The organism is Microbacterium sp. NPDC056057 (genome assembly GCF_042266945.1).
In the GTDB taxonomy this organism is placed as follows: domain Bacteria; phylum Actinomycetota; class Actinomycetes; order Actinomycetales; family Microbacteriaceae; genus Microbacterium; species Microbacterium trichothecenolyticum_C.
Genome location: NZ_JBHJWS010000003.1, coordinates 575,165 through 597,402, shown reverse-complemented (window position 1 = coordinate 597,402; position 22,238 = coordinate 575,165). Strand labels below are relative to the sequence as shown.

At 70.4% G+C, this 22,238-nt stretch carries 19 protein-coding genes; 2 read left to right on the top strand and 17 right to left on the bottom strand.

Annotated elements, in window-relative coordinates; all coding sequences use genetic code 11:
• Window positions 1-5: 5 nt before the first annotated feature.
• From metK to ACFC1K_RS14615, 17 genes are all read right to left on the bottom strand, one after another.
• A complete protein-coding gene (gene metK / locus ACFC1K_RS14695) occupies window positions 6-1,199 on the bottom strand; it encodes a methionine adenosyltransferase (protein ID WP_375872167.1) in 1,194 nt (397 codons plus the stop codon).
• Between the two features lie 118 nt (window positions 1,200-1,317).
• Window positions 1,318-1,572 (bottom strand): DNA-directed RNA polymerase subunit omega, encoded by a 255-nt coding sequence (gene rpoZ / locus ACFC1K_RS14690; RefSeq protein ID WP_018170775.1) that lies wholly within the window; start codon window positions 1,570-1,572, stop codon window positions 1,318-1,320.
• A gap of 91 nt (window positions 1,573-1,663) precedes the next feature.
• Window positions 1,664-2,617 carry a guanylate kinase gene (gene gmk / locus ACFC1K_RS14685; RefSeq protein ID WP_310290754.1) on the bottom strand — a complete coding sequence of 318 codons (954 nt, stop codon included), beginning with the start codon at window positions 2,615-2,617 and terminating at the stop codon, window positions 1,664-1,666.
• Window position 2,618: 1 nt separating this feature from the next.
• Complete coding sequence (pyrF, locus tag ACFC1K_RS14680; protein ID WP_375872166.1) at window positions 2,619-3,452, bottom strand: orotidine-5'-phosphate decarboxylase; 834 nt, start codon at window positions 3,450-3,452, stop codon at window positions 2,619-2,621.
• Complete coding sequence (carB, locus tag ACFC1K_RS14675; protein ID WP_375872165.1) at window positions 3,449-6,733, bottom strand: carbamoyl-phosphate synthase large subunit; 3,285 nt, start codon at window positions 6,731-6,733, stop codon at window positions 3,449-3,451. Before carB ends, pyrF begins: the two co-directional genes overlap by 4 nt.
• Complete coding sequence (carA, locus tag ACFC1K_RS14670) at window positions 6,733-7,890, bottom strand: glutamine-hydrolyzing carbamoyl-phosphate synthase small subunit (protein ID WP_375872164.1); 1,158 nt, start codon at window positions 7,888-7,890, stop codon at window positions 6,733-6,735. Before carA ends, carB begins: the two co-directional genes overlap by 1 nt.
• The gene (locus ACFC1K_RS14665) at window positions 7,887-8,396 is read right to left on the bottom strand and encodes a hypothetical protein (protein WP_375872163.1); all 510 of its coding nucleotides are present in this window, start codon (window positions 8,394-8,396) and stop codon (window positions 7,887-7,889) included. Before ACFC1K_RS14665 ends, carA begins: the two co-directional genes overlap by 4 nt.
• Entirely contained in the window at window positions 8,393-9,703 is a 1,311-nt protein-coding gene (locus tag ACFC1K_RS14660) for a dihydroorotase (RefSeq protein WP_310290765.1), read from the bottom strand. Before ACFC1K_RS14660 ends, ACFC1K_RS14665 begins: the two co-directional genes overlap by 4 nt.
• Window positions 9,700-10,713, bottom strand: a complete 1,014-nt coding sequence (locus ACFC1K_RS14655) for an aspartate carbamoyltransferase catalytic subunit (protein ID WP_375872162.1) — start codon at window positions 10,711-10,713, stop codon at window positions 9,700-9,702. Before ACFC1K_RS14655 ends, ACFC1K_RS14660 begins: the two co-directional genes overlap by 4 nt.
• A complete protein-coding gene (gene pyrR, locus ACFC1K_RS14650; protein WP_375872161.1) occupies window positions 10,710-11,240 on the bottom strand; it encodes a bifunctional pyr operon transcriptional regulator/uracil phosphoribosyltransferase PyrR in 531 nt (176 codons plus the stop codon). Before pyrR ends, ACFC1K_RS14655 begins: the two co-directional genes overlap by 4 nt.
• 124 nt (window positions 11,241-11,364) lie before the next feature.
• Window positions 11,365-11,898: a DoxX family protein gene (locus ACFC1K_RS14645; RefSeq protein WP_375872160.1), complete on the bottom strand. Its 534-nt coding sequence runs from the start codon at window positions 11,896-11,898 to the stop codon at window positions 11,365-11,367.
• 174 nt (window positions 11,899-12,072) lie between these two features.
• A complete protein-coding gene (locus tag ACFC1K_RS14640) occupies window positions 12,073-13,650 on the bottom strand; it encodes a Rieske 2Fe-2S domain-containing protein (RefSeq protein WP_375872159.1) in 1,578 nt (525 codons plus the stop codon).
• Window positions 13,651-13,755: 105 nt separating this feature from the next.
• Window positions 13,756-17,028, bottom strand: a complete 3,273-nt coding sequence (locus tag ACFC1K_RS14635) for an SNF2-related protein (protein ID WP_375872158.1) — start codon at window positions 17,026-17,028, stop codon at window positions 13,756-13,758.
• A 52-nt stretch (window positions 17,029-17,080) separates the two neighbouring features.
• Window positions 17,081-17,491 carry a transcription antitermination factor NusB gene (gene nusB / locus ACFC1K_RS14630; RefSeq protein ID WP_045302501.1) on the bottom strand — a complete coding sequence of 137 codons (411 nt, stop codon included), beginning with the start codon at window positions 17,489-17,491 and terminating at the stop codon, window positions 17,081-17,083.
• A gap of 19 nt (window positions 17,492-17,510) precedes the next feature.
• Entirely contained in the window at window positions 17,511-18,071 is a 561-nt protein-coding gene (gene efp / locus ACFC1K_RS14625; RefSeq protein ID WP_045302503.1) for an elongation factor P, read from the bottom strand.
• Between the two features lie 118 nt (window positions 18,072-18,189).
• Window positions 18,190-18,648, bottom strand: coding sequence for a type II 3-dehydroquinate dehydratase (aroQ, locus tag ACFC1K_RS14620; RefSeq protein WP_375872157.1), 459 nt, complete (start codon window positions 18,646-18,648; stop codon window positions 18,190-18,192).
• A complete protein-coding gene (locus ACFC1K_RS14615; protein ID WP_375872156.1) occupies window positions 18,645-20,480 on the bottom strand; it encodes a bifunctional sugar phosphate isomerase/epimerase/4-hydroxyphenylpyruvate dioxygenase family protein in 1,836 nt (611 codons plus the stop codon). The genes aroQ and ACFC1K_RS14615 overlap by 4 nt, the downstream gene beginning before the upstream one ends.
• Window positions 20,481-20,564: 84 nt before the next feature.
• Between ACFC1K_RS14615 and ACFC1K_RS14610 the strand changes: the two genes are divergently transcribed.
• Entirely contained in the window at window positions 20,565-21,197 is a 633-nt protein-coding gene (locus tag ACFC1K_RS14610; RefSeq protein ID WP_375872155.1) for a TetR/AcrR family transcriptional regulator, read from the top strand.
• A gap of 156 nt (window positions 21,198-21,353) precedes the next feature.
• The gene (locus ACFC1K_RS14605) at window positions 21,354-22,229 is read left to right on the top strand and encodes a shikimate dehydrogenase (protein WP_375872154.1); all 876 of its coding nucleotides are present in this window, start codon (window positions 21,354-21,356) and stop codon (window positions 22,227-22,229) included.
• Window positions 22,230-22,238 lie beyond the last annotated feature (9 nt).

Sequence of the window (22,238 nt, the reverse complement as noted above, 5' to 3'; positions counted from 1 at the left end):
CGGCGTCAGAGCCCGGCTGCGGCGCGCAGCGCGTCCGCGCGGTCGGTGCGCTCCCACGTGAAGTCGGGCAGCTCGCGGCCGAAGTGACCGTACGCCGCGGTCTGCGCGTAGATCGGCCGCAGCAGGTCGAGCTGGTCGATGATCGCCTTGGGGCGCAGGTCGAAGACGTCGAGGATGGCGTTCGTGATGACGTCGTCGGCCACACGGCCGGTGCCGAACGTCTCGACGTAGAGCCCGACGGGCTTGGCCTTGCCGATGGCGTACGCGACCTGCACCTCGAGGCGGTCCGCGAGTCCGGCGGCGACGGCGTTCTTCGCGACCCAGCGCATCGCGTACGCGGCAGAGCGGTCGACCTTCGACGGATCCTTGCCGCTGAACGCGCCGCCGCCGTGGCGGGACGCCCCGCCGTACGTGTCGATGATGATCTTGCGGCCGGTGAGGCCCGCGTCGCCCTTCGGGCCGCCGATGACGAACGGCCCGGCCGGGTTGATGTAGAAGTTCACGTCGGGCAGCTCGAGCCCGGTCGCCTCGAGCACCGGGTCGATGACCTCGGCGCGGACGGCGGCGCGCAGCGCCTTCTGCGAGATGTCGGGGTGGTGCTGCGTCGAGAGCACGACGGACTCGACCGTCTTCGGCGTGTGGCCGTCGTAGCCGAGCGTGACCTGGGTCTTGCCGTCGGGACGCAGGAACGGCAGCTCGCCCGACCGGCGCACCTCGGCGAGGCGCTCGGCCATGCGGTGCGCCGTCCATGCGGCCATCGGCATGAGCTGCGGCGTCTCGGTGGTCGCGTAGCCGAACATGATGCCCTGGTCGCCCGCGCCCTGGAGGTCGTGCGGGTCCTCCGAGCCGTCCTCGCGGCGCTCGAACGCCTTGTCGACGCCGGCGGCGATGTCGGAGGACTGCGCCCCGATCGAGACGCTCACCCCGCACGAGTCGCCGTCGAAGCCGGTGTCGCTCGAGGTGTAGCCGATGCGGTTGACGACGCCGCGCACGATGGCCGGGATCTCGACGTACGCGGAGGTCGACACCTCACCGGCGACGTGGACGAGCCCGGTGGTGACGAGAGTCTCGACGGCGACGCGCCCGTTGGGGTCGGCGTCCAGGATCGCGTCGAGGATCGAGTCCGAGATCTGGTCGCAGATCTTGTCGGGGTGGCCCTCGGTGACGGATTCGGACGTGAACAGACGCAGGTCGGTCATCGGTACTCCAGTTGTCGTGGCTCCGGTCGTCGTGGCATCCGGGCGCCGAGGGGGCGGACACCAGTATGCCCCCGACGACGGACAGGGCCGTTGTCGGGGGCATCGAGGATGTGTCGGATTACTCCGCGCGGCGCAGGCGCAGCTTGTCCTCGTGGATCTCGTGCATCGCGATGGTGAGCGGCTTGTCCTCGACGGTCGAGTCGACGAGCGGGCCCACGTTGTCGAACAGGTTGCCCTCGTGGAGGTCGGAGTAGTAGTCGTTGATCTGGCGCGCGCGCTTGGACGCGAAGATCACGAGCTGGTACTTCGAGTCGACCTTCTCGAGCAGGCTGTCGATGGGGGGCTCGATGATGCCCTGGTTCGTTCCGGCCATGGCGAAACCTCCTGGATCGGATGAAAGGAATGGGAGTCGGCGGAGCCTCGGGGTGCCGAGGCATCCCACCATTCTACGTGACGGGATGCGCTCAGCGCGCGAGGCGGGCGACCTCGTCGGCCGCGTGGGCGACGTCGTCGTTCACGACGCGGTAGTCGAACTCGCCCTGCGAGGCCAGTTCGGTCTTCGCGGTGCGCAGGCGCCGGGCGCGTTCCGCGGCGTCCTCGGTGCCGCGACCGACGAGGCGCTGCACGAGCTCGTCCCAGCTCGGCGGGAGCAGGAACACCAGGGTGGCCGACGGATCGGCCTCGCGCACCTGACGCGCGCCCTGCAGGTCGATCTCGAGCAGGACGGTGCGTCCCTCGGCGAGGGCCTTCTCGATGGGGCCGCGCGGCGTGCCGTACCGGTACGCGTTGTGCACGGTCGCGTGCTCGAGCAGCTCGCCGTCGGCGACCATGCGGTCGAACTCTGCGTCGTCGACGAAGAAGTAGTGCTCACCGTCGACCTCGCCCGGGCGAGGGGCTCGCGTCGTCGCCGACACCGACAGGAGGATCTCGGGGTGGTGGTCCTTGATGTGGGCGGCCACGGTGCCCTTGCCCACCGCGGTGGGTCCGGCCAGGACGACCAGGCGGCTGCGGCCGGCACGGGGCTCGGACTCGGGCCACCGGCTGTCGAGGAACTGGCGCAGGTCCGCGCGCTGGCGCGAGCCGAGGCCGCCCAGACGCTTGACCGGCGAGATCTCGAGGTCCTGCAGGATGCGGTCCCGCTTGCCCTCGCCGATCGCCGGGATCGCGGTCAGGAACTCGGGCACGCGCATCGCGCCCGCGGGTGACGTCGGCTCGGCGAGGGCACGCCGCAGGAGCTCCTGCGGCGTGATCACCCGCATCGCGACGTCCTTCTTGAGGGCGGCGCGTTCGCGGCGGGCGGCGACGGCGCGCCGCGAGGCGGCGACGCGGTCGACCTCGGGGGGCCTCCCCTGCGCGCCGGGGACGTGGGGCGGGGCTTCATCAGGGGTTTCCTGAAAAAGGGTGCGCGAATCGGACATTTCAATCACCACGGTAGAGAAGGGCGCGCTCGGATATGCGCGCGGCGAGCCGGTCGGGTCCGGCAGCCAGGATGCTGCGGCTCTCAGACGCTACCACCGCTTCCTGCAGGACGCCGAAGCGCTCACCGAGATGACGCGGTTCCGCGCCCTGGTGACCGAAGCCCGGGCCGAGGATCGGCGCCACCGGCGCGAACGTCCGGAGTCCGGCATCCGTCCAGTCCACGGTGCCGCCGATGACGAATCCGAGGCTCCCCCACTCGCCGTCGGGCGTGGTGCGGGCGTTGCGCTCGGAGACCTCGCGGACGATCCCCGCCGAGACCGTGTCGCCGTCCGCGTGGCGTGCGCGCTGCAGTCCGAGCGCCTCGGGGTTGCTCGTCGCGGCGAGGACGAACACGCCCTTGCCGTGGCGCAGGGCGAGGTCGAACGTTCCGTCCAGCGCGCCGACGCCGAGGTACGGGCTCACGGTGAGCGCGTCGGCCTCGAGAGGCGAGCCGGGCGCGAGCCAGGCCTGCGCGTACGCGTCCATCGTGGTGCCGATGTCGCCGCGCTTGGCGTCCGCGATCACGAGGAGTCCGGCGTCACGAGCCGCCGCGAGCACGTCCTCCAGCGCGGCGAAGCCCGCCGCGCCGTGCACCTCGAAGAACGAGACCTGCGGCTTGACGACGGCGACCCGGCCCGCAGCGGCCTCGACCACGCGCAGGCCGAACTCGCGCACACCGGCGGCGGAGGCATCCAGTCCCCACTCCGCGAGGAGGTGGGCATGCGGATCGATGCCGACGCACAGCTGGCCGTGCGTCGCCATCCTCGCGCGGATGCGCTCGCCGAATGGGGTCATGCGCCCGCCCGATCGGCCGCGTACTCCTGCAGGCTCTTGACCTTGAAACCTTCGCGCAGCACCGGCAGGGCGCTGACGGCGGCGCCGAGCACGGCCATCGTGGTGAACAGCGCCTTGTCGCCCGCGACGGCGGCCGCCCGGATCTCGTAGCCGTCGGCGCGGGTGGCGCCGCCGGACGGGGTGTTCACGACGATGTCGATCTCGCCCGCGTTGATCAGATCGACGATGTTGGTCTCGCCCGAGTCCTGCGTCTCGGAGTACTTGCCCACCACGCGCACGTCGATGCCGTTGCGCGAGAGGATCTCGGCCGTGCCCTCGGTCGCGACGAGATCGAAGCCGAGCTCCTGCAGGCGGTGGGCGGGCAGGATGACGGCGCGCTTGTCGGCGTCGGCGACCGAGATGAAGACGGTGCCCGACTGCGGCATGCCGCCGTACGCGGCCTCCTGCGACTTCGCGAACGCGGTCGGGAAGTCGCGGTCGATGCCCATGACCTCACCGGTCGAGCGCATCTCGGGGCCGAGCACCGAGTCGACGGTCTGGCCGTCGCGCGTGCGGAACCGCTTGAAGGGCAGCACGGCCTCCTTGACGGCGACGGGAGCGTCCAGCGGCACGCGCGAGCCGTCCTGCTCGGGCAGCAGCCCCTCCGCCTTCAGCTCGGCGATGGTGGCACCGGCCATGATGCGCGACGCCGCCTTCGCGAGCGGGATGCCGAGGGCCTTGGAGACGAACGGCACCGTGCGGCTCGCGCGGGGGTTGGCCTCGATCACGTAGAGCACGCCGGCCGAGATCGCGAACTGCACGTTCAGGAGCCCTCGCACACCCACGCCCTCGGCGATGGCGCGCGTCGCCTCGCGGACGCGGTCGATGTCGGTGCGGCCGAGGCTCACCGGCGGCAGCGTGCACGACGAGTCGCCGGAGTGGATGCCGGCCTCCTCGAGGTGCTCCATGACGCCGCCGATGTACAGCTCGTCGCCGTCGTAGAGTGCGTCCACGTCGAGCTCGATGGCGTCGTCGAGGAAGCGGTCGACGAGCAGCGGCAGGCCCGGGCCGATGATCGCTTCGCCCTCGACGCGCACGAAGTAGTCGCGCAGCGCCTCGGTCGAGTAGACGATCTCCATGCCGCGGCCGCCGAGCACGAAGCTCGGGCGCACGAGCACCGGGTACCCGATCTCCTCGGCCACCACGACGGCGCCCTCGACGTCGATCGCGGTGCCGTTGCGCGGCGCGACGAGTCCGGCGTCGTCGAGCAGGCGCGAGAAGAGCTCGCGCTCCTCTGCCAGGTCGATCGCGGCGGGCTTGGTGCCGAGGATCGTGTAGCCGGCCTCCTCGATGCCCTTCGCGAGCCCGAGCGGCGTCTGTCCGCCGAGCTGGCAGATGACGCCGAGGATCTTGCCGGACTGCGCCTCGGCGTGCAGCACCTCGAGGACGTCCTCGAGGGTCAGCGGCTCGAAGTACAGGCGGTCGGACGTGTCGTAGTCGGTCGACACCGTCTCGGGGTTGCAGTTGACCATGACCGTCTCGTACCCGGCGTCCGACAGCGCGAACGACGCGTGCACGCAGGAGTAGTCGAACTCGACGCCCTGGCCGATGCGGTTCGGGCCCGAGCCGATGATGACGACCTTCGTGCGCTCCGACGGTGTGACCTCGGTCTCGAAGTCGTAGCTCGAGTAGTGGTAGGGCGTCAGCGCCGGGAACTCCCCCGCGCACGTGTCGACGGTCTTGTAGACGGGACGGATGCCGAGACCATGACGGATGCCGCGCACCTGGGTCTCGCTGTCACCGCGCAGCTGCGCGACCTGGGCGTCGCTGAAGCCGTGCTCCTTCGCGATGCGCAGGGTGGCGGCATCCAGCTCGCCCGCCTTCGCCACGAACTCGGCGACCTCGTTGATCAGCACGATCTGGTCGAGGAACCACGGGTCGATCTTGGTCGCTTCGAACGCCTGCTCGACCGTGGCGCCCTTGCGGAGCGCCTGCTGCAGCACCACGATGCGGCCGTCGGTCGGGGTCTGGGCGATCTCGAGTAGTTCGTCCACTGAACGGGACTCGTCGCCCCAGTGGAAGCTCGAGCCGCGCTTCTCGAGTGAGCGCAGCGCCTTCTGCAGGGCCGTCGCGTAGTTGCGGCCGATCGCCATCGCCTCGCCGACCGACTTCATGGTGGTCGTCAGGGTGGTGTCGGCGGCCGGGAACTTCTCGAAGTTGAAGCGCGGCACCTTGACGACGATGTAGTCGAGCGTGGGCTCGAAGCTCGCCGGCGTCACCTTGGTGATGTCGTTCGGGATCTCGTCGAGGCGGTAGCCGATGGCGAGCTTCGCGGCGATCTTCGCGATCGGGAAGCCGGTGGCCTTGGACGCAAGTGCCGACGAGCGCGAGACGCGCGGGTTCATCTCGATGACGATGATGCGGCCGGTCTTCGGGTCCACGGCGAACTGGATGTTGCAGCCGCCGGTGTCGACGCCGACCGCGCGGATGATGTCGATGCCGATGTCGCGCAGCTTCTGGTACTCGCGGTCGGTCAGCGTGAGCGCCGGGGCGACGGTGATCGAGTCGCCGGTGTGGACGCCGACGGGGTCGACGTTCTCGATCGAGCAGACGACGACCGTGTTGTCGGCGGTGTCGCGCATCAGCTCGAGCTCGTACTCCTTCCACCCGAGGATCGACTCCTCGAGCAGCACCTCGTTCGTCGGCGAGTCGTGGAGGCCCGCGCCGCCGATGCGGCGCAGGTCCTGCTCGTCGTAGGCGAAGCCGGAGCCGAGGCCGCCCATCGTGAAGGACGGGCGCACGACGAGCGGGTAGCCGAGCTTCTCGGCGCCGGCCAGCAGCTCGTCCATCGTGTGGCAGATCACCGAGTCGGCGACGTCGGCGCCGGCGTCGAGCACGAGCTGCTTGAAGATCTGGCGGTCCTCGCCCTTGTTGATCGCCTCGAAGTCGGCACCGATGAGCTCGACGTCGTACTTCTCGAGGATGCCGTGCTTGTGCAGGTCGATCGCGGCGTTGAGCGCTGTCTGACCGCCGAGGGTCGGCAGGATCGCGTCGGGCTTCTCCTTCGCGATGATCGTCTCGATCACCCGCCAGTTGATCGGCTCGATGTAGGTCGCGTCGGCGAAGTCCGGGTCGGTCATGATCGTCGCCGGGTTGGAGTTCACGAGGATGACGCGGACGCCCTCGTCACGGAGCACGCGGCAGGCCTGCGTGCCGGAGTAGTCGAACTCGCACGCCTGACCGATCACGATCGGGCCGGAGCCGATGACGAGGACGGAGTTGATGTCGTCGCGCTTGGGCATTACTTCGCGGCCTTCTTCTCGAGGTTCGCGACGACGAGGTCGCGGAAGCGGTCGAACAGGTAGTTGGCGTCGTGGGGTCCGGCGGCGGCCTCGGGGTGGTACTGCACCGAGAAGGCCGGTATGTCGAGCGCCCGCAGGCCCTCGACCACCTGGTCGTTGAGGCCGACGTGGCTGACCTCGACCTTGCCGTAGCCGTTCGGGCTGTCGAACGAGCCCTCGACGGGTGCGTCGACGGCGAAGCCGTGGTTGTGCGCGGTGATCTCGACGCGACCGGTGGCCTTGTCGAGGACCGGCTGGTTGATGCCGCGGTGACCGAACGGGAGCTTGTACGTGCCGAGGCCCAGCGCGCGGCCCAGCAGCTGGTTGCCGAAGCAGATGCCGAAGAACGGCAGGCCGTCGTCGAGCACGCCGCGCAGCAGGTCGACGTGGTCGCCCGATGCCGCCGGGTCTCCGGGGCCGTTCGAGTAGAACACCGCGACCGGGTCGATCGCGCGGATGCCGTCGATCGTGACGTCCTGCGGGAGCACGTGCACCTCGAAGCCGCGAGCGGCGAGGTTTTCGACGGTCGCCTGCTTCACGCCCAGATCGAGCACCGCGAGGTTGCCGATGCGCTCGCCCTTCGCGGGCGTGACCTCGGCGGCGGCCACCGAGACCTGCGCCGAGAGGTTCTGGCCGGCCATCTCGGGCGCCTCGCGCACCAGGCGCAGCTGCTCGTCCGGGTCGATCGCCGCGGCCTCGCCGGAGAAGATCGCGCCGCGCATGCTGCCCGCCGAGCGGATGTGACGCGTGATCGCACGCGTGTCGATGCCGCTGATGCCGATCACACCGTCGTTCACGAGCGCGTCGTCGAGCGACTCGTCGGCACGCCAGTTCGACACCACGCGGGAGGGGTCGCGGACGATGTAGCCCGACACCCAGATGCGGCGCGACTCGGGGTCCTCGTCGTTCATGCCGGTGTTGCCGATGTGGGGTGCGGTCTGGAGCACGATCTGGCCCGCGTACGAGGGATCGGTCAGCGTTTCCTGGTAGCCCGTCATACCGGTGGCGAAGACCACTTCGCCGATGGTGGTGCCGAGGGCGCCGTAGGCGCGTCCGACGTGGCGGGTCCCGTCCTCGAGCACGAGGACGGCCGGGTCGGTCTGGAACAGGGAGGTCATGCGTCGGTTCCCGTCTGGGTCGGGGGAAGGATGCCGGCCACGGCGTCCGCGAGGGCGCGGGCCGAGGCATCCTGGGGTCGGAGATACGAGTCGACGACGGTGCCGTCGTCGAGGCGCCACGCGAGGCGCACGAGGCCGTCGGGCTCGACCACGCGGTCGATCGCGACCGTCGCCTGTGCGACGTCCTCGATGCGCTCGGTGGCGAGGAACACGCGGGGCTTGCCGGTGAGATCGAGGGCGACGCCGGCATCGGTGACCGTCACGTCGGAGCGCGAGCGGAAGGCGAGGCCGCCGATGGCGAGGCGCTCGAGCGGCTCGTCGTGACGCGTGGTCGCGACGTAGAGCGTCGGGAACGCCGAGAGGGTCGCCGCGCCCGCGGGGATCTCGCCGACGGGCGCGACCAGCGCGGCGTCGCGCCGCGTGCGTCGCCACCAGGCCCACACCAGCACGCCGAGCAGCGCGATGGTGACCGCGACCATGACGCCGAGCGCGGCCTCGCGGGTCATGCGCGCACCCCCGGAGTGTCGAGGAGGGCGCCGTCGGCGACCGTGACGGTGCCCTGGTGCAGGGTCCAGCGGACGTCGCCCGGGAGTTCCCGGCCGAGGTACGGCGAGTTCACGCTCCGGCCGCGCAGGTCGTCGGTCGTGAACGTGCGGCGCGGCGACGGGTCGTAGAACGCGAGCGACGCCGGCTGCCCCTCGGTGAGCGGGGTGCCGTGGCCGGTGAGGCGGCCGATGCGGGCGGGCTCGCGCGACATCACGCGGGCGACGTCGCCCCATGTGATGAGGCCCGTGTCGACCATCGACTGCTGCACGACGCGCAGCGCGCTCTCGAGGCCGACCATGCCGTTCGCGGCCGCGTGCCACTCGCACGCCTTGGCCTCGGCGGGGTGCGGCGCGTGATCGGTGGCCACGATGTCGATCGTGCCGTCGGCGAGGCCCTCCCGCACGGCGAGCACGTCCTCCTCACGGCGCAGCGGCGGGTTGACCTTGAAGCGGGCGTCGTAGTCGCGCACCAGCTCGTCGGTGAGGAGCAGGTGGTGGGGGGTGACCTCCGCCGTGACGTTCACGCCGCGGCGCTTGGCCCAGCGGATGATCTCGACCGACCCGGCGGTCGAGAGGTGGCACACGTGCAGGCGCGAGCCGACGTGCTCGGCCAGGAGCACGTCGCGCGCGATGATCGACTCCTCCGCGACCGCCGGCCAGCCCGCGAGGCCGAGTTCGGCCGACACGGCGCCCTCGTTCATCTGTGCGCCCTCGGTGAGGCGGGGGTCCTGGGCGTGCTGCGCGATGACGCCGTCGAACGCCTTCACGTACTCCAGCGCTCGCCGCATGATCAGCGGGTCCCACACGCAGAAGCCGTCGTCGCTGAAGACGCGGACCCGCGCGCGCGAGTCGGCCATGGCGCCGAGCTCGGCGAGCCGCTCGCCCTTCTGGCCCACGGTGACCGCGCCGATCGGCTGCACCGTGACGAATCCGGCGGCCTCGCCCAGGGCGAGCTCCTGCTCGACGACGCCTGCGGTGTCGGCCACCGGGGAGGTGTTCGGCATCGCGAACACGGCGGTGTACCCGCCGGCCGCGGCGGCGCGCGAGCCGGTGAGGATCGTCTCGGATGCCTCGTACCCGGGCTCGCGCAGGTGCGTGTGGAGGTCGACCAGACCGGGAAGCAGCACCAGGCCGTCGACGTCGATCTCGGTGGCGCCGGCGCGGCTGATGTCGCCGCCGATCGCGGCGATGACGCCGTCCTCGACGAGGACGTCGGCGGCGGTCGATCCTTCGACCAGCGCCCCGCGGAAGAGAAGGGTCTCGCTCATCGGGTGTTCTCCTTCTCTGTGCCGTCCGCGGCGGGGGCATCCGCCGCGGACGTGGTCTCGGCCGGGGTGCGCTCCGCGCCCGCCAGCAGCAGGTAGAGCGCGGCCATGCGCACCGAGACACCGTTGGCGACCTGCTCGAGCACGGTCGAGCGCGGCGAGTCAGCGGCTTCTGCGGAGATCTCCAGGCCCCGGTTCATGGGTCCGGGGTGCATGACAATGCTATCCGCTCCCAGTCCCTGAAGTCGGCGTGCGTCGAGGCCCCAGCGGCGCGAATACTCCCGTTCAGTGGGGAAATACGCCGCGTTCATGCGCTCCAGCTGGATGCGCAGCATCATGAGCGCGTCGGGGCCGGCGGCGATCGCCTCGTCGAGGTCGTACAGCACCTCGACCGGCCAGCGCGACATGTCCTGGGGCACGAGCGTGGGTGGCGACACCAGGGTGACGCTCGCGCCGAGCGTGTTCAGCAGCCACACGTTCGAGCGCGCGACCCGCGAGTGCAGCACGTCGCCGACGATCGTGACCTTGACGCCGGCGAGGTCCCGCCCGCGGCTGTCGTCGCGGAAACGGCGCTTGCGGATGGTGAATGCGTCGAGCAGGGCCTGTGTCGGGTGCTCGTGCGTCCCGTCGCCGGCGTTGACGACGCCCGCACTGATCCAGCCGCTCGTGGCGAGGGTGCGCGGCGCACCGGAGGCGCCGTGGCGGATGACGACGGCATCCGCGCCCATCGCCTGCAGCGTCTGCGCGGTGTCCTGGAGGGACTCGCCCTTCGAGACGCTCGAGCCCTTCGCGGAGAAGTTGATGACGTCGGCCGACAGGCGCTTCGCGGCCGCCTCGAACGAGATGCGCGTGCGCGTGGAGTCCTCGAAGAACAGGTTGACGACAGTCTTGCCGCGCAGTGTCGGGAGCTTCTTGACCTCGCGCTGCTGCGTGTCGGCCATGTCCTCCGCGACGTCGAGGATGCGCAGCGCGTCGTCGCGGGAGAGGGTCTGGGTGTCGAGCAGGTGCCTCATGACTCGATCGTCACCTCCTCGACGCCGTCGGTCTCGGCGAGGCGCACGTTCACGCGCTCGTCGCGCGAGCTGGGCAGGTTCTTGCCGACGAAGTCCGGTCGGATGGGCAGCTCGCGGTGCCCGCGGTCGACCAGCGTCGCCAACCGGACGGCGGCGGGGCGGCCGATGTCCTGCAGGGCGTCGAGGGCGGCACGGATGCTGCGACCCGAGAAGAGCACGTCGTCCACGAGGACGACGACCTTGCCGTCGATGCCGCCGGCAGGGATCTGCGTCGGCTGCGGCGCGCGGGTCGGATTGCGGTGAAGGTCGTCGCGGTACATCGTGACGTCGAGCGATCCGACCGGGATGGGGACGCCGCCGAACTCGCCGACGAGCGCGCCGACGCGGTGGGCGAGGGTGACGCCGCGAGTGGGGATGCCGAGGAGGACCAGTCCCTCAGGGCCTTTGTTGGACTCGAGGATCTCGTGGGAGATCCGAGTCAGGGCCCGGGCGATGTCGGCCTCGTGCAGCACGGTGCGCGTGCTCATCCGCCGCTCCCTTCTCCGCCTCACGGGACGGTGTTAAAGGTTGCTGTGATCGTCGTCCAGTCTACGACACGGCGAAGGCCGGACCCGAACCGGGTCCGGCCTTCGCCGAGTCGTGCGCCGAGGGTCAGCGGCGCGCGGGTCCGCGCAGCACGCGCGAGGCCACGACGAGCGCGGCCGCGATCAGCACGACGTTCTTGAAGATGTACTGGCCCGTGAGCGTCGGGCCGACCGGACCGAAGACCTCTGCAGGCAGCAGCACGATCGGCGACAGGATGCCCACGAACGCGAGGGCGAGCACCACGAGGCCGACGCGGGCGAAGGCGCCGCCGGCGATGAGGAGCGCACCCGCGGCGACCTCGATGACCGCGGTGGCGACGAGCGCAGCCTGCCCGCTCACCAGGCCGAAAGTGAGCTTCTCCCACGTGCGGCTGACGAGCGCCTCGACAGGGCTCACGCCGGGGAAGAACTTCAGGACCCCGAAGACGAGGAACACCGCACCGAGGGCGACGCGCAGGGCCGGGATGCTCCAGCGCTGCAGCGAAGCCTTCACCGCGGCCTCGGCGCGGGCCTCCCACGCGAGGAGCGCGCTGAGCGGGTTCGGGCGAGCGGTGGACGCGGGGACGACGCCGCCGGCGCCGTGGATGGGAACGGTGGTCATGGCGTGATTCCTTCGGGTTCTGATCGCCCGCGATCGCGGGCACGGTGATCAGGACCCGCCGGGGCCACGGGGTGATACGCACCGGCGCAGATCAGCGCCGACCCCACACAAGACCCGACGGCAGAACGCCGGCTTGTTGTAGGGGATCTACAACAAGCCGGCGTTCCGGATGCGTCAGGCCGCGGGGGTCGTCGCCGCGCGATACAGGTCGTCCTCGACCTGGGACGCCCGGATCGGGTGCCCCTGGCTCGTCAGGCACTTCCCGCTGGTGAGGTCCCACTTCCAGTCGTGCAGCGAGCAGGTGAGGACGCCGTCCTCGATCTTCCCCGTCTTCGTGAGGTCGGCGCGCAGGTGCGGGCAGCGGCGCTGCACGATCCAATCGCCGAGCTGGGCGTCCTCGGTCTGGTCCGTCTGCTCCGCGTACCAGTTCTCGACGTACTCGATGCGGTCACGCGAGAGGCATTTGAGGAAGGTGGTGAGGAACTCGTTGAACTTGCCGCTGCGGCCCACGGAGAACTGCATCGACAGGAAGATCGAGTTGGACCAGTCGATCTCGTGGTCGGCGATGTTGGTCGAGACCAGGTCCGCGGGGATCGTGTACCAGTAGATGCACTCGTCGCCGTCGGCGTACTCGCGCACCTTGGCCTTCGGGAAGTCCACGACCATGTCGAGTTCGCCGATGCGGAAGCGCACCACCCCGCCCACGCCGTTGCGGATCGTGCGGGCGCGGCGCAGCAGCGGCTCCCACCACTCCTTGATCGCGGCGAGCATCTCGTCCGGCGGGAGCACGGCGGCGCGGGTCGCCTCCTCCGCGCGCACCTCGTCCTGCCGCGAGTCGCGCTGCTCGGCGAGGTAGGCCCACTTGTCGTCGAAGATGCGGTCGATCTCGGCCTGGGTGTAGAGCGTCTGCGTGACCGAGATCTCGCCGTCGTTCAGCTCCACGACCGTGCCGGGCACGAACTCGTAGCCCTTCTGCTCGGGACGCAGCTCCGCCATGTGCGCGAGGAACTGCCGCTGATCGGTGAAGATCGAGTCGTCGTCGATGCCGTAGCCGTTGTACTTGAACAGCTCCTCGCGGAGGAACATCGGCGGCCCCGCCATCGGGAAGACGTGCTCGGCGTCCACCTTCTCGATGTAGTACATCGCGCGCTTGTTCTGCGCGTCGCGCTTGAGCTTCGCGAAGTTCTGCTTGGCGTCCTGGGGAAGGTCGTAGACCATCGGCCACCAGATCGCGCCCGACACCTGCGTGAAGTACGCCTCGGGCTTGGAGAACGACATCAGCTTCTCGAGGTCGAGCGGGTGCGAGTCGTTCTGGTTCAGGATGCTGGCGGTGCCGTCGTCGACCGAGAGGGACGAGTCGCCGATCGGGCCGTCGCTCGGTGCCCGCAGCGGAGTGACCATGACCTTGAGGTCGCCGAACTCCAGCGGCACGCCGGCCTGCGTGTAGACGATGTTGTCGTAGCCGAGCTTGCGGAGATCCTGCTCGAGGTCGTCCGTCGGGTAGTCCGGCAGCAGCACCTTGATGGTCTTCGGCACGTGCTTCTGCATGAGCGCGGGGTCGAAGTGGTCGCGGTGGCGGTGGGAGATGTAGAGGAAGTCGGCCTTGCCGTATGTCGACCAGTCGAGCGCCCGGTTGTCGGGGAACGGGAACCATGACCCGAAGAAGGTCGGCCCGATCACCGGGTCGCAGAGGATGCTTCCTCCCGCCGTCTCGATGAACATTCCGGCGTGGCCGAGGCCCGTGATGCGCATGGGGTTGCCCTCCTGTCGAACCAGACGAGTCTAGGTGAGGCTCGCGGGGCGCACCGGACCGCCCGCCGTGCAAAACCGGATCCGGTCCGCGGCGGCGTTGCGGGATCAGTCGTCGAAGAGCCCGCGGATGTCGTCGGCGGTGAGCGCCTGCCCGAACAGCGCGTCGTCGTCCATCACCGAGCGGAACAGCCGTGCCTTGCGCTGCTGCAGCGCCATGACCTTCTCCTCGATCGTGCCGTTGGCGATGAGCCGGTACACCATCACGCTGCGGTGCTGGCCGATGCGGTGCGCGCGGCCTGTGGCCTGCGCCTCGGCGGCGGGGTTCCACCATGGGTCGAGCAGGAACACGTAGTCCGCCTCGGTCAGCGTCAGACCGAACCCGCCGGCCTTGAGGCTGATGAGGAACACCGGCGCCTCTCCCCCGCGGAACGCGGCGACGGCGGCGTCGCGGTCGCGCGTCGATCCGTCGAGGTACGCGTACGGGATGCCGCGTGCCTCGAGCTCCTTCGCGACCAGCCGCAGGAACGAGGTGAACTGGCTGAAGACGAGGGCGCGGTGTCCCTCGGCCAGCGCCTCGTCGAGCTGTTCGAAGAGTGCGGCGAGCTTGCTCGGGGCGATGCTCGCGTGCGCCGGGTCGACGAGCTCGGGGGCCAGGCTCAGCATGCGCAGGAGCGTCAGTGACCGGAAGACGATGAACCGGTTGCGGTCGAGGTCGTCGAGGAGGCCCAGCACATTCTGGCGTTCGCGCTGCAGCACGGTGTCGTACAGGGCGCGATGGGCGGCGCCCAGCTCGATGCGCACCTCCTGCTCCTGCTTGGCGGGGAGGTCGGCGGCGACGAGCTCCTTCGTGCGGCGCAGCACGAGCGGGCGGATGCGTCGCCGCAGACGCGCGAGGCGGCCGGCGCGGTACGCGCCGCCCTCCTGGTTCTCGGGGACCTTGCCCTTCTCGATCGGCCCCACGTACTCCTCGCGGAAGCGCCGGCTCGAGGCGAACAGCCCCGGTGCCGTCAGCGAGAGCAGCGCCCACAGCTCGGTGAGGCTGTTCTCGAGGGGTGTGCCCGTGACGGCGAAGACGACGTCGGCCGGCAGATCGCGCGCGGCGCGATACGCCTTGGTCTGGCTGTTCTTCACGAACTGCGCCTCGTCGAGGATGAGGCCCGCCCACGGCACCGCGCCGAACTCGCGCTCGTCGAGCCGCAGCAGGGTGTACGACGTGACGACGATGTCGGCCGAGGCCGCGGCATCCGTCACCGTCGTTCCGCGCTTCGCGCGCGTCGCGTCGACGACGGCGACCCGCAGATCGGGCGTGAAGCGCGCAGCCTCGCTGCGCCAGGTCGAGAGCACCGACGTCGGCGCCACGACGAGGAACGGCCGCGTCTCGCCGGACTCCCGGGCATGGGCGATGAGCGCGAGCAGCTGGAGCGTCTTGCCGAGTCCCATGTCGTCCGCGAGGATGCCGCCGAGGCGATGTTCCCAGAGGAAGGCGAGCCAGTCGTACCCCACGCGCTGGTACGGGCGCAGCTCGGCGTGGAGCGCCGGCGGCAGCGGGGCGGCGGGCACGCCGTCGGCATCGCGCAGCGCCTCGACGGTCGTGCGCCACGACACGGCGGGCTGCGCCTCGTCGGCCACGTCTTCGAAATCGGCCCACAGCGCCGTCTGGTACCGGCTGATGCGGGGTCCGGTCTCCCATTCCTCGAGGTCTCCGGCCTCGTCGATCAGGTCGCGCAGCCGCTGCAGCGACGGATGCGAGAGCGAGAAGTACGCGCCGTCGCTCAGCAGGATCTTCTTGCGCCCGCGCGACAATGCCGTGAACAGCGTGCCGAACGGGATGCGGCGGCCGTCGATCGTCACCACGACACCCAGGTCGAACCAGTCGGGATCGTTCGTCTCGACCGTCGTGACGTCGATGCGCGGATCGCCGCCGAGCTCCCGGTACTGCGGCCTCTCCCCCGAGATCTCGACGCTGACATCGGCGTCGGCTTCGAGGAGCGGCATCAGGCGCGACGCGAACTCCGCCGCGTCGAGGCCCGTCAGCGTGTCGGCGGAGGCGAAGTCGACGGGCGCGTGGTCCTGCCACAGCGACTCGACGCGGCCGCGGATCGCCGTCTCGGCCGCGGCGTCACGATCCTCTCCGGTCGAATCGAGCCCCAGGAGGTCGCCGTCGCCGTACTGCCACGAGAGCGTGTACACGAGCCGGTGGTTCGGCTCGAAATGCACTCGTGCGACGAGCCGCGGCCGCGGCGGTGGGGCGATGTCGAGGCCCGGCGCCTCGATCTCGACCCGGCGGGCGATCCGCGGCAGGTGGTCGCGGACGAACTCCTCGGCCTCCGGGCCCGGGACGACGACGGCTTCACGCGCGGTGAGGAGCGCGGGAAGGGGGTCGGGCAGGTCCACCGCTGCGAGGACGACAGCGATGCGCTCGCGCTCGGCGGCGAACCGGTACACCCCGGTGCGTCCGACCGGGCGCAGGGCGGCGGCATCCGCGCGCTCGCCGTCGATCGTGACGACGGGCGCGATCTCCAGCCCGCGGCCGGTGCGGTGCGCCTGGACGGTCACCGTCGCCGACGTCGCGAGAGCGACCGCCGCGGTGCGCTTGGTGGGAACGAGCGGGATGCCGCGATCCGCCGCCGTCGACAGATGCGGCCAGAGCAGGCTCGACTCGATGTCGTCGAGGGTGAGCCACTCCGAGACGTCGGAGAACGCCCCGAACGAGCGGACGTCGCGGCCGATGCTGTGCAGCTCCGCGAACCAGCGCGCCTGCGCGGGGTCGTAGGCGGTGGTCGGCCGGCGCAGCGCGTCCCACGAGACCCCGCCCTTGATCCACGTGTCGGAGCGGGCCGAGCGCTCGAGCGGGCGCAGGCCGACGAGCACGTCCGCCCCGTGCTGGTGCAGGCTGCGCGGTGTCGCGGACTCGACGCGCGCCGGCGCCCAGGTCGACGCGCCGCGCCGGATGCGCTGCCGGAGCTCGACCCCGAGGGCGAGCGCGGTGCGGGCCCGCTCCGCCGCCGCAGCAGGGGTGAACACGTCGCGCCATGACGAGCCGCGGTCGGCCGCGGGCGCGGCGGAGGCGAGCCGGTTGCTCGCGAGAAGCGTCGCGACCGTGTGCTTGCAGTCGAACTGCACCGGGCACGTGCAGGACGTCGCCGCGATGGGGTGATCGACGCGCTGCGGGTCGAGCCGCACGCGGCAGCGGTACGTGCGGCCGCCGCTGCCCGCCACCACCGCTTCGATGACCGAGGTGAGCGGGTCCCATTCGAGGCGCTCGACGGCGCCGTCGGCGAAGTAGCCGACGCCGCGCTCGTACGTGCCGCTGTCGACGAACCGGCGGATGTGCCCGGGGTCGACGAACGGAGGGGGTCCGACAGGCGGCGGGGTCACGGCATCCATCCTGCCCGCTCCCGCCGACACCCGGACGGGCGCCTGCTCGTCGTCAGCTCGCGCGTGCGATGCGCGCGAGGACGCCGTGCACGAAGGGGCCCGACTCGTCGGACGAGAACTCCTTGACCAGCTCGACCGCCTCGTCGATCGCGACCGCGGTGGGCACCTCGTCGTTGTAGAGGATCTCCCACGCGCCGATGCGCAGCACGGCACGGTCGACCGCGGGCATGCGGGCGAGCGTCCAGTCCTTCGCGAACGTGGTGATCTGCTCGTCGATCGCGTCCTGGTTGTCGATCACGCCGTCGACGATCTCGCGCGCGTAGAGCCATGAAGCCTGACGCGCCGGCTCGCCCGCCGCACGCTTCGCCTCGGCCGCGAGCACCGTCGCGGGCTCGTCGCCGCGCACGTCCGCCTGGAACAGGATGTCGAGAGCGCGCTTGCGCGCCTTCGTACGGGCACTCATCTGTCAGCGACCGCCGACGTCAGTTGACGCGGCCGAGGTAGTCGCCCGTGCGGGTGTCGACCTTGACCTTCGTGCCGGTCTCGACGAACAGCGGGACCTGGATCTCGTAGCCGGTCTCGACGGTGGCGGCCTTGGTGCCGGCCGACGAGCGGTCGCCCTGCAGACCCGGCTCGGTGTAGGTGATCTCGAGGACGACGGATGCCGGGAGCTCGACGTACAGCGGGTTGCCGTTGTTGAGGGCGATCTGCACCTGCTGGTTCTCGAGCAGGAAGTGGGCCGCGTCGCCGACCGTTGCCGCGCCGACGTTGATCTGGTCGTAGTCCTCGACGTCCATGAACACGAAGTTGTCGCCGTCGTTGTAGAGGTAGGTGAAGTCGCGGCGGTCGACGTTCTCGATGTCGATCTTCGCGCCCGCGTTGTAGGTGCGGTCGACGACCTTGCCCGAGACGACGTTCTTGAGCTTCGTGCGGACGAAGGCACCGCCCTTGCCCGGCTTGACGTGCTGGAACTCGATGACGTTCCAGAGCTGTCCGTCGATCGACAGGACGACGCCGTTCTTGATGTCTGCGGTGGAGGCCATGAGGGTACGAATCCGTTTCGTTGAAGTGCGTGGAGGCGATCGCTGCCCCGTGAACGAGCTCAGGGGTCGGATATGCCGACGTTCGATTCTACGGGATGCCTGGTCCCCGGCCGATTCGTCAGCCCTCGGCCTGCCCGGTGAGGATGTCGATGAGGCGCGCGACCGCCGTCGCATAGCCGGGCACACCCTCCCCGATCACGTGGACCACGGCGACATCGGCGACGTACGAGTGGTGGCGGAACTCCTCGCGTGCCATCACGTCCGAGATGTGCACCTCGGCTACCGGCAGGGCGACGCCCGAAAGGGCGTCGCGCAGCACGACGGAGGTGTGGGTCAGACCGCCGGGGTTGATGACGATGCCGGCGCAGTCCTGTCGCGCGTCGTGGATCGCGTCGAGGAGGACCCCCTCGTGGTTGCTCTGGACGGCCCGCACCTCGAAGCCACGCCGGGCGGCAGCATCCGTCGCCACCTGCACGACGTCCGCCAGCGTCGCGGTGCCGTAGATCCCGGGTTCCCTGGTGCCCAGCAGGTTCAGGTTGGGGCCGTTGACGAGCAGGAGGCGACGAGGGGCGGTCATGCTCGCACGATATCAGCGCGCGTAGCGCCGGCTCGCTGCGCGGAGAGCCGGACGGGCGCGTTGCCCGCGCCGTACCCGTCGTATCGGCCGCGGCGCTCGACGAACTCGCAGAACAGGTCGCCGACGGTCGCGGTGTAGAAGTGCAGGTACTCGCCCTGCGCGTCGCGGTCGAAGACGAGGTCGAGCTCGCGGAGCGTCTCGAGGAACCCGTCGTCGAGGTCGAACCGTGCCGCGAGATCCTCGTAGTAGTTGCGCGGGATCGGCAGCGGGTGCAGTCCCCTCGCCTTGGCGGCGCGCGCGAGCGCCACGATGTCGTCGCACGCGAAGGCGACGTGCTGCGGCATGGCGGCCGGTCGCCCCGACAGGATCGGCGGCGACACGTTGAGCGGGATGCGGATGGAGCCGTCCGGGGACTGGATGACGCGGCTCTGCACGAGACCCTGGGGGCTCGCCACTTCCGTCGAGCTCGCCGTAGGGAGTTCGAGCACCGAGGAGAAGAACAGGATCGCCTCATCGACGACCTGCCAGGGCTGGCCGAGGCTCACGTGGTCGACCGCGATGATGGGACTGGAACGCAGGGGTTCGCCGTGCTCGAACTCGGCGGCCCACGTCGGTTCGGTCCCGGTGCCGCGCGACGACCAGAAGATCTCGGTGCCGTCCGGCGCCGTGCCGCCGTCGAGCAGCTGCTCCCCCGCGTACGTGCGGCGGTAGGCGAAGGGCGTGCCCAGCTCGGCGGCCCGCTCGGTGAGCGCGGCGGCGTCCGGAACGTCGAACCCGACCGCCGCGATGTGCGGATCGAGGTCGCGGGCGTGCTGCTCGTTGAGCACGACGCGGGCGTCTCCGGCCGTCCACAGCGTGACGGGCTTCGTGCGGTGCTTGCCGCGCGGCGTGAACCCGACCGTCTCGAGGAGCGCCTCGATGCTCGAGGTGTCCTCGGCCTTGATCTCGACGAAATCGAAGCCCACAGGAGTGCCGCCGTCGGCGAGCGTCTCGAAGTCGGCGGGCGCGGCGCTTCCGAGCTCCCGCGCGACGGCGTCCTCGAGCCAGCGCAGAGACCGGCGCGCGTGGACGGCGGTCCCTCTCACGTCGACCTGCCGGAAGGTGTCGTTGAAGACCTCGAGAGACACCGGGCCGTCGTAGCCGGCGCGCAGGACGTGGGTGAGGAAGCGCGTCAGATCGAAGCTCCCCTCGCCGGGGAAGAGACGGTGGTGACGGCTCCATGAGAGGACGTCCATCGAGAGCGCCGGAGCATCGGCGAGCTGCAGGAAGAAGATGCGGTCGCCGGGGATGTCTTCGATCGCCGCAGGGTCGTGGCCGCGCGACAGGATGTGAAAGGAGTCGAGGCAGATGCCGACCGCCGGGTGGTCCGCGAGCTGCACGATCCGCCACGCGCGGCGGTAGTCGTCGACGTACGTGCCCCACGCCAGCGCCTCGAAGGCGATCCGGACGCCGTGCTCCTGGGCGAGGTCCCCCAGCCGGCGAAGCTGGGATGCCGAGACCGCATCGTCGTCGACCGTCGCGGTCGCCACGTTGCTGCAGCACAGTACGACCTCGATCCCCATCCGCCGCATGAGGGTGAACTTCGCCTTGGCGCGCCGAAGCACGTCCGGGAACGCCGCCTCGTCGACGCCCTCGACGTCGCGCATCGGCTGGTACAGGTCCAGCGTCAGCCCGAGGCGCTCCGCGAGAGCGCGCACCTCCTCGGGGCTCTCCGGCGCCGACACCAGGTCGGGCTCGAAGATCTCGACGCCGTCGAAGCCCGCTGCGGCCGCAGCATGGAGCTTCTCGACCAGCGTCCCGCTCATGCACACCGTCGCGATGGAGGTCCTCATGGCGTCACAATGTACCAGTCGGTACATTGTGACGCACCCCCTTCCTCGCGGGCGTCGCGTGCAGGGCCCACTATCCTGGCGATCGTGCCCCCTGTTACCCGCGATGCCGAGAGGACGCGAGCCGAGCTCCTCGCGGTCGCGACCGAGGTGTTCGCCGAGGAGGGGTACTCCGGAGCCCGCGTGGACGACATCGCCGAGCGCACGCGCACGACGAAGCGGATGATCTACTACTACTTCGGCGGCAAGGAGCAGCTCTACCTGGCGGTGCTCGAGAACGCATATCAGGGCATCCGGGAGGCCGAGCAGGCGATCGACGTGGACCACACGGATCCCGTCGCGGCGATCCGCCAGCTCGCCGAGCTCACGTTCGACCACCACGTCACGCACGACGCCTTCATCCGGCTCGTGGCCATCGAGAACATCCATCGCGGCGAGTTCATCCGGCGGATCGATTCGCTCCGCACGCTCGCGCAGCCGGCGAAGACCCTTCTCGACGAGATCCTCGAACTCGGCCGCGAGGCGGGCGTGTTCCGCGAGGACGTCGATGCGATCGACGTCCACCTCGTCATCAGCGCCTACTGCGTGTTCCAGATCGCCAACCAGTACACGTTCGGCTACCTCTTCGACGTGTCGTTCACCGATCCCGAACGCCGCAGCCACCTGCGATCCCTCATCGGCGACGTCGTCGTCGGCTGGCTCACGAACGCCCCGCGGTAACCGGCGCACCCGCCGTCGCCCCACTCGAGCCCGGCATCGCGCGGCGGTGTCCGCCGAGCTCCAGAACCCGGTCGCTCTTGACATCGGCGATCTGTCGTGGTTTTCTCTGAACGTACCAGTTAGTACATAGATGTACCGGTCGGACGAAGGAGTGCCATGAGCCAGTCACCGCCGTATCTCGTCGGGCTCGTCGGAACGGGCGTGACCCCTTCCCTGACGCCGGCGATGCACATGGCCGAAGCCCGTGCCCTCGGCCTCGACTACGTGTACCGGACCATCGACCTCACGACCCTCGGCCTTGCGCCCGACCAGCTGCCCGACATCCTCGTGTGGGCGCGTCGCCTCGGCTTCGACGCCCTCAACGTCACCCACCCGTGCAAGCGCCTCGTGCTCGAGTACCTCGACCGCGTCGACCCGCTTGCCCAGGCGCTCGGCTCGGTCAACACCGTGCTTTTCACCGACCAGGGGCTCGTCGGTCACAACACCGACACCACCGGGTTCGAGACGGCGTTCCGCACGGGCCTTCCGCGCGCGTCGGTCGACGACGTGACGCTGCTGGGGGCGGGCGGCGCCGGCTCCGCGGTCGCAGACGCCCTGCTCCGCGTCGGGACCCGCCGCCTGACGGTCGTCGACATCGACGCCGAACGGGCGGAGGAGCTCGCGACCGCCCTGAAGCGTCGTCACGCGGTCGAGGTGGGCCACGCCACGACGGCCGCGCTCCCGGGCCTCCTCGCGTCCGCCTCGGGGCTGGTGCACTGCACGCCGACCGGCATGAAGGAGCACCCCGGGATGCCCTTCTCCCCCGACCTGCTGCGGCCCGAGCTGTGGGTCGCCGACATCGTCTACCGGCCCCTCGACACCGCGCTCCTGCGCGCTGCCCGCGACGCCGGCTGTGCCACGCTCGACGGCGGGAGGATGGCGGTCCACCAGGCCGTCGACGCCTTCCGCCTCATCACGGGCCACCAGCCCGACCCCGACCGCATGATCCGCCACTTCCACGACCTCGTTGCGCCGCACCCCGTGCCGGCGTGACACTCACAA

Coding starts and splice junctions, on each gene's coding strand:
- metK (WP_375872167.1), bottom strand. CDS start 1,199: ATGACCGACCTGCGTCTGTTCACGTCCGAATCCGTCACCGAGGGCCAC.
- rpoZ (WP_018170775.1), bottom strand. CDS start 1,572: ATGGCCGGAACGAACCAGGGCATCATCGAGCCCCCCATCGACAGCCTG.
- gmk (WP_310290754.1), bottom strand. CDS start 2,617: ATGTCCGATTCGCGCACCCTTTTTCAGGAAACCCCTGATGAAGCCCCG.
- pyrF (WP_375872166.1), bottom strand. CDS start 3,452: ATGACCCCATTCGGCGAGCGCATCCGCGCGAGGATGGCGACGCACGGC.
- carB (WP_375872165.1), bottom strand. CDS start 6,733: ATGCCCAAGCGCGACGACATCAACTCCGTCCTCGTCATCGGCTCCGGC.
- carA (WP_375872164.1), bottom strand. CDS start 7,890: ATGACCTCCCTGTTCCAGACCGACCCGGCCGTCCTCGTGCTCGAGGAC.
- ACFC1K_RS14665 (WP_375872163.1), bottom strand. CDS start 8,396: ATGACCCGCGAGGCCGCGCTCGGCGTCATGGTCGCGGTCACCATCGCG.
- ACFC1K_RS14660 (WP_310290765.1), bottom strand. CDS start 9,703: ATGAGCGAGACCCTTCTCTTCCGCGGGGCGCTGGTCGAAGGATCGACC.
- ACFC1K_RS14655 (WP_375872162.1), bottom strand. CDS start 10,713: ATGAGGCACCTGCTCGACACCCAGACCCTCTCCCGCGACGACGCGCTG.
- pyrR (WP_375872161.1), bottom strand. CDS start 11,240: ATGAGCACGCGCACCGTGCTGCACGAGGCCGACATCGCCCGGGCCCTG.
- ACFC1K_RS14645 (WP_375872160.1), bottom strand. CDS start 11,898: ATGACCACCGTTCCCATCCACGGCGCCGGCGGCGTCGTCCCCGCGTCC.
- ACFC1K_RS14640 (WP_375872159.1), bottom strand. CDS start 13,650: ATGCGCATCACGGGCCTCGGCCACGCCGGAATGTTCATCGAGACGGCG.
- nusB (WP_045302501.1), bottom strand. CDS start 17,491: ATGAGTGCCCGTACGAAGGCGCGCAAGCGCGCTCTCGACATCCTGTTC.
- efp (WP_045302503.1), bottom strand. CDS start 18,071: ATGGCCTCCACCGCAGACATCAAGAACGGCGTCGTCCTGTCGATCGAC.
- aroQ (WP_375872157.1), bottom strand. CDS start 18,648: ATGACCGCCCCTCGTCGCCTCCTGCTCGTCAACGGCCCCAACCTGAAC.
- ACFC1K_RS14615 (WP_375872156.1), bottom strand. CDS start 20,480: ATGAGGACCTCCATCGCGACGGTGTGCATGAGCGGGACGCTGGTCGAG.
- ACFC1K_RS14605 (WP_375872154.1), top strand. CDS start 21,354: ATGAGCCAGTCACCGCCGTATCTCGTCGGGCTCGTCGGAACGGGCGTG.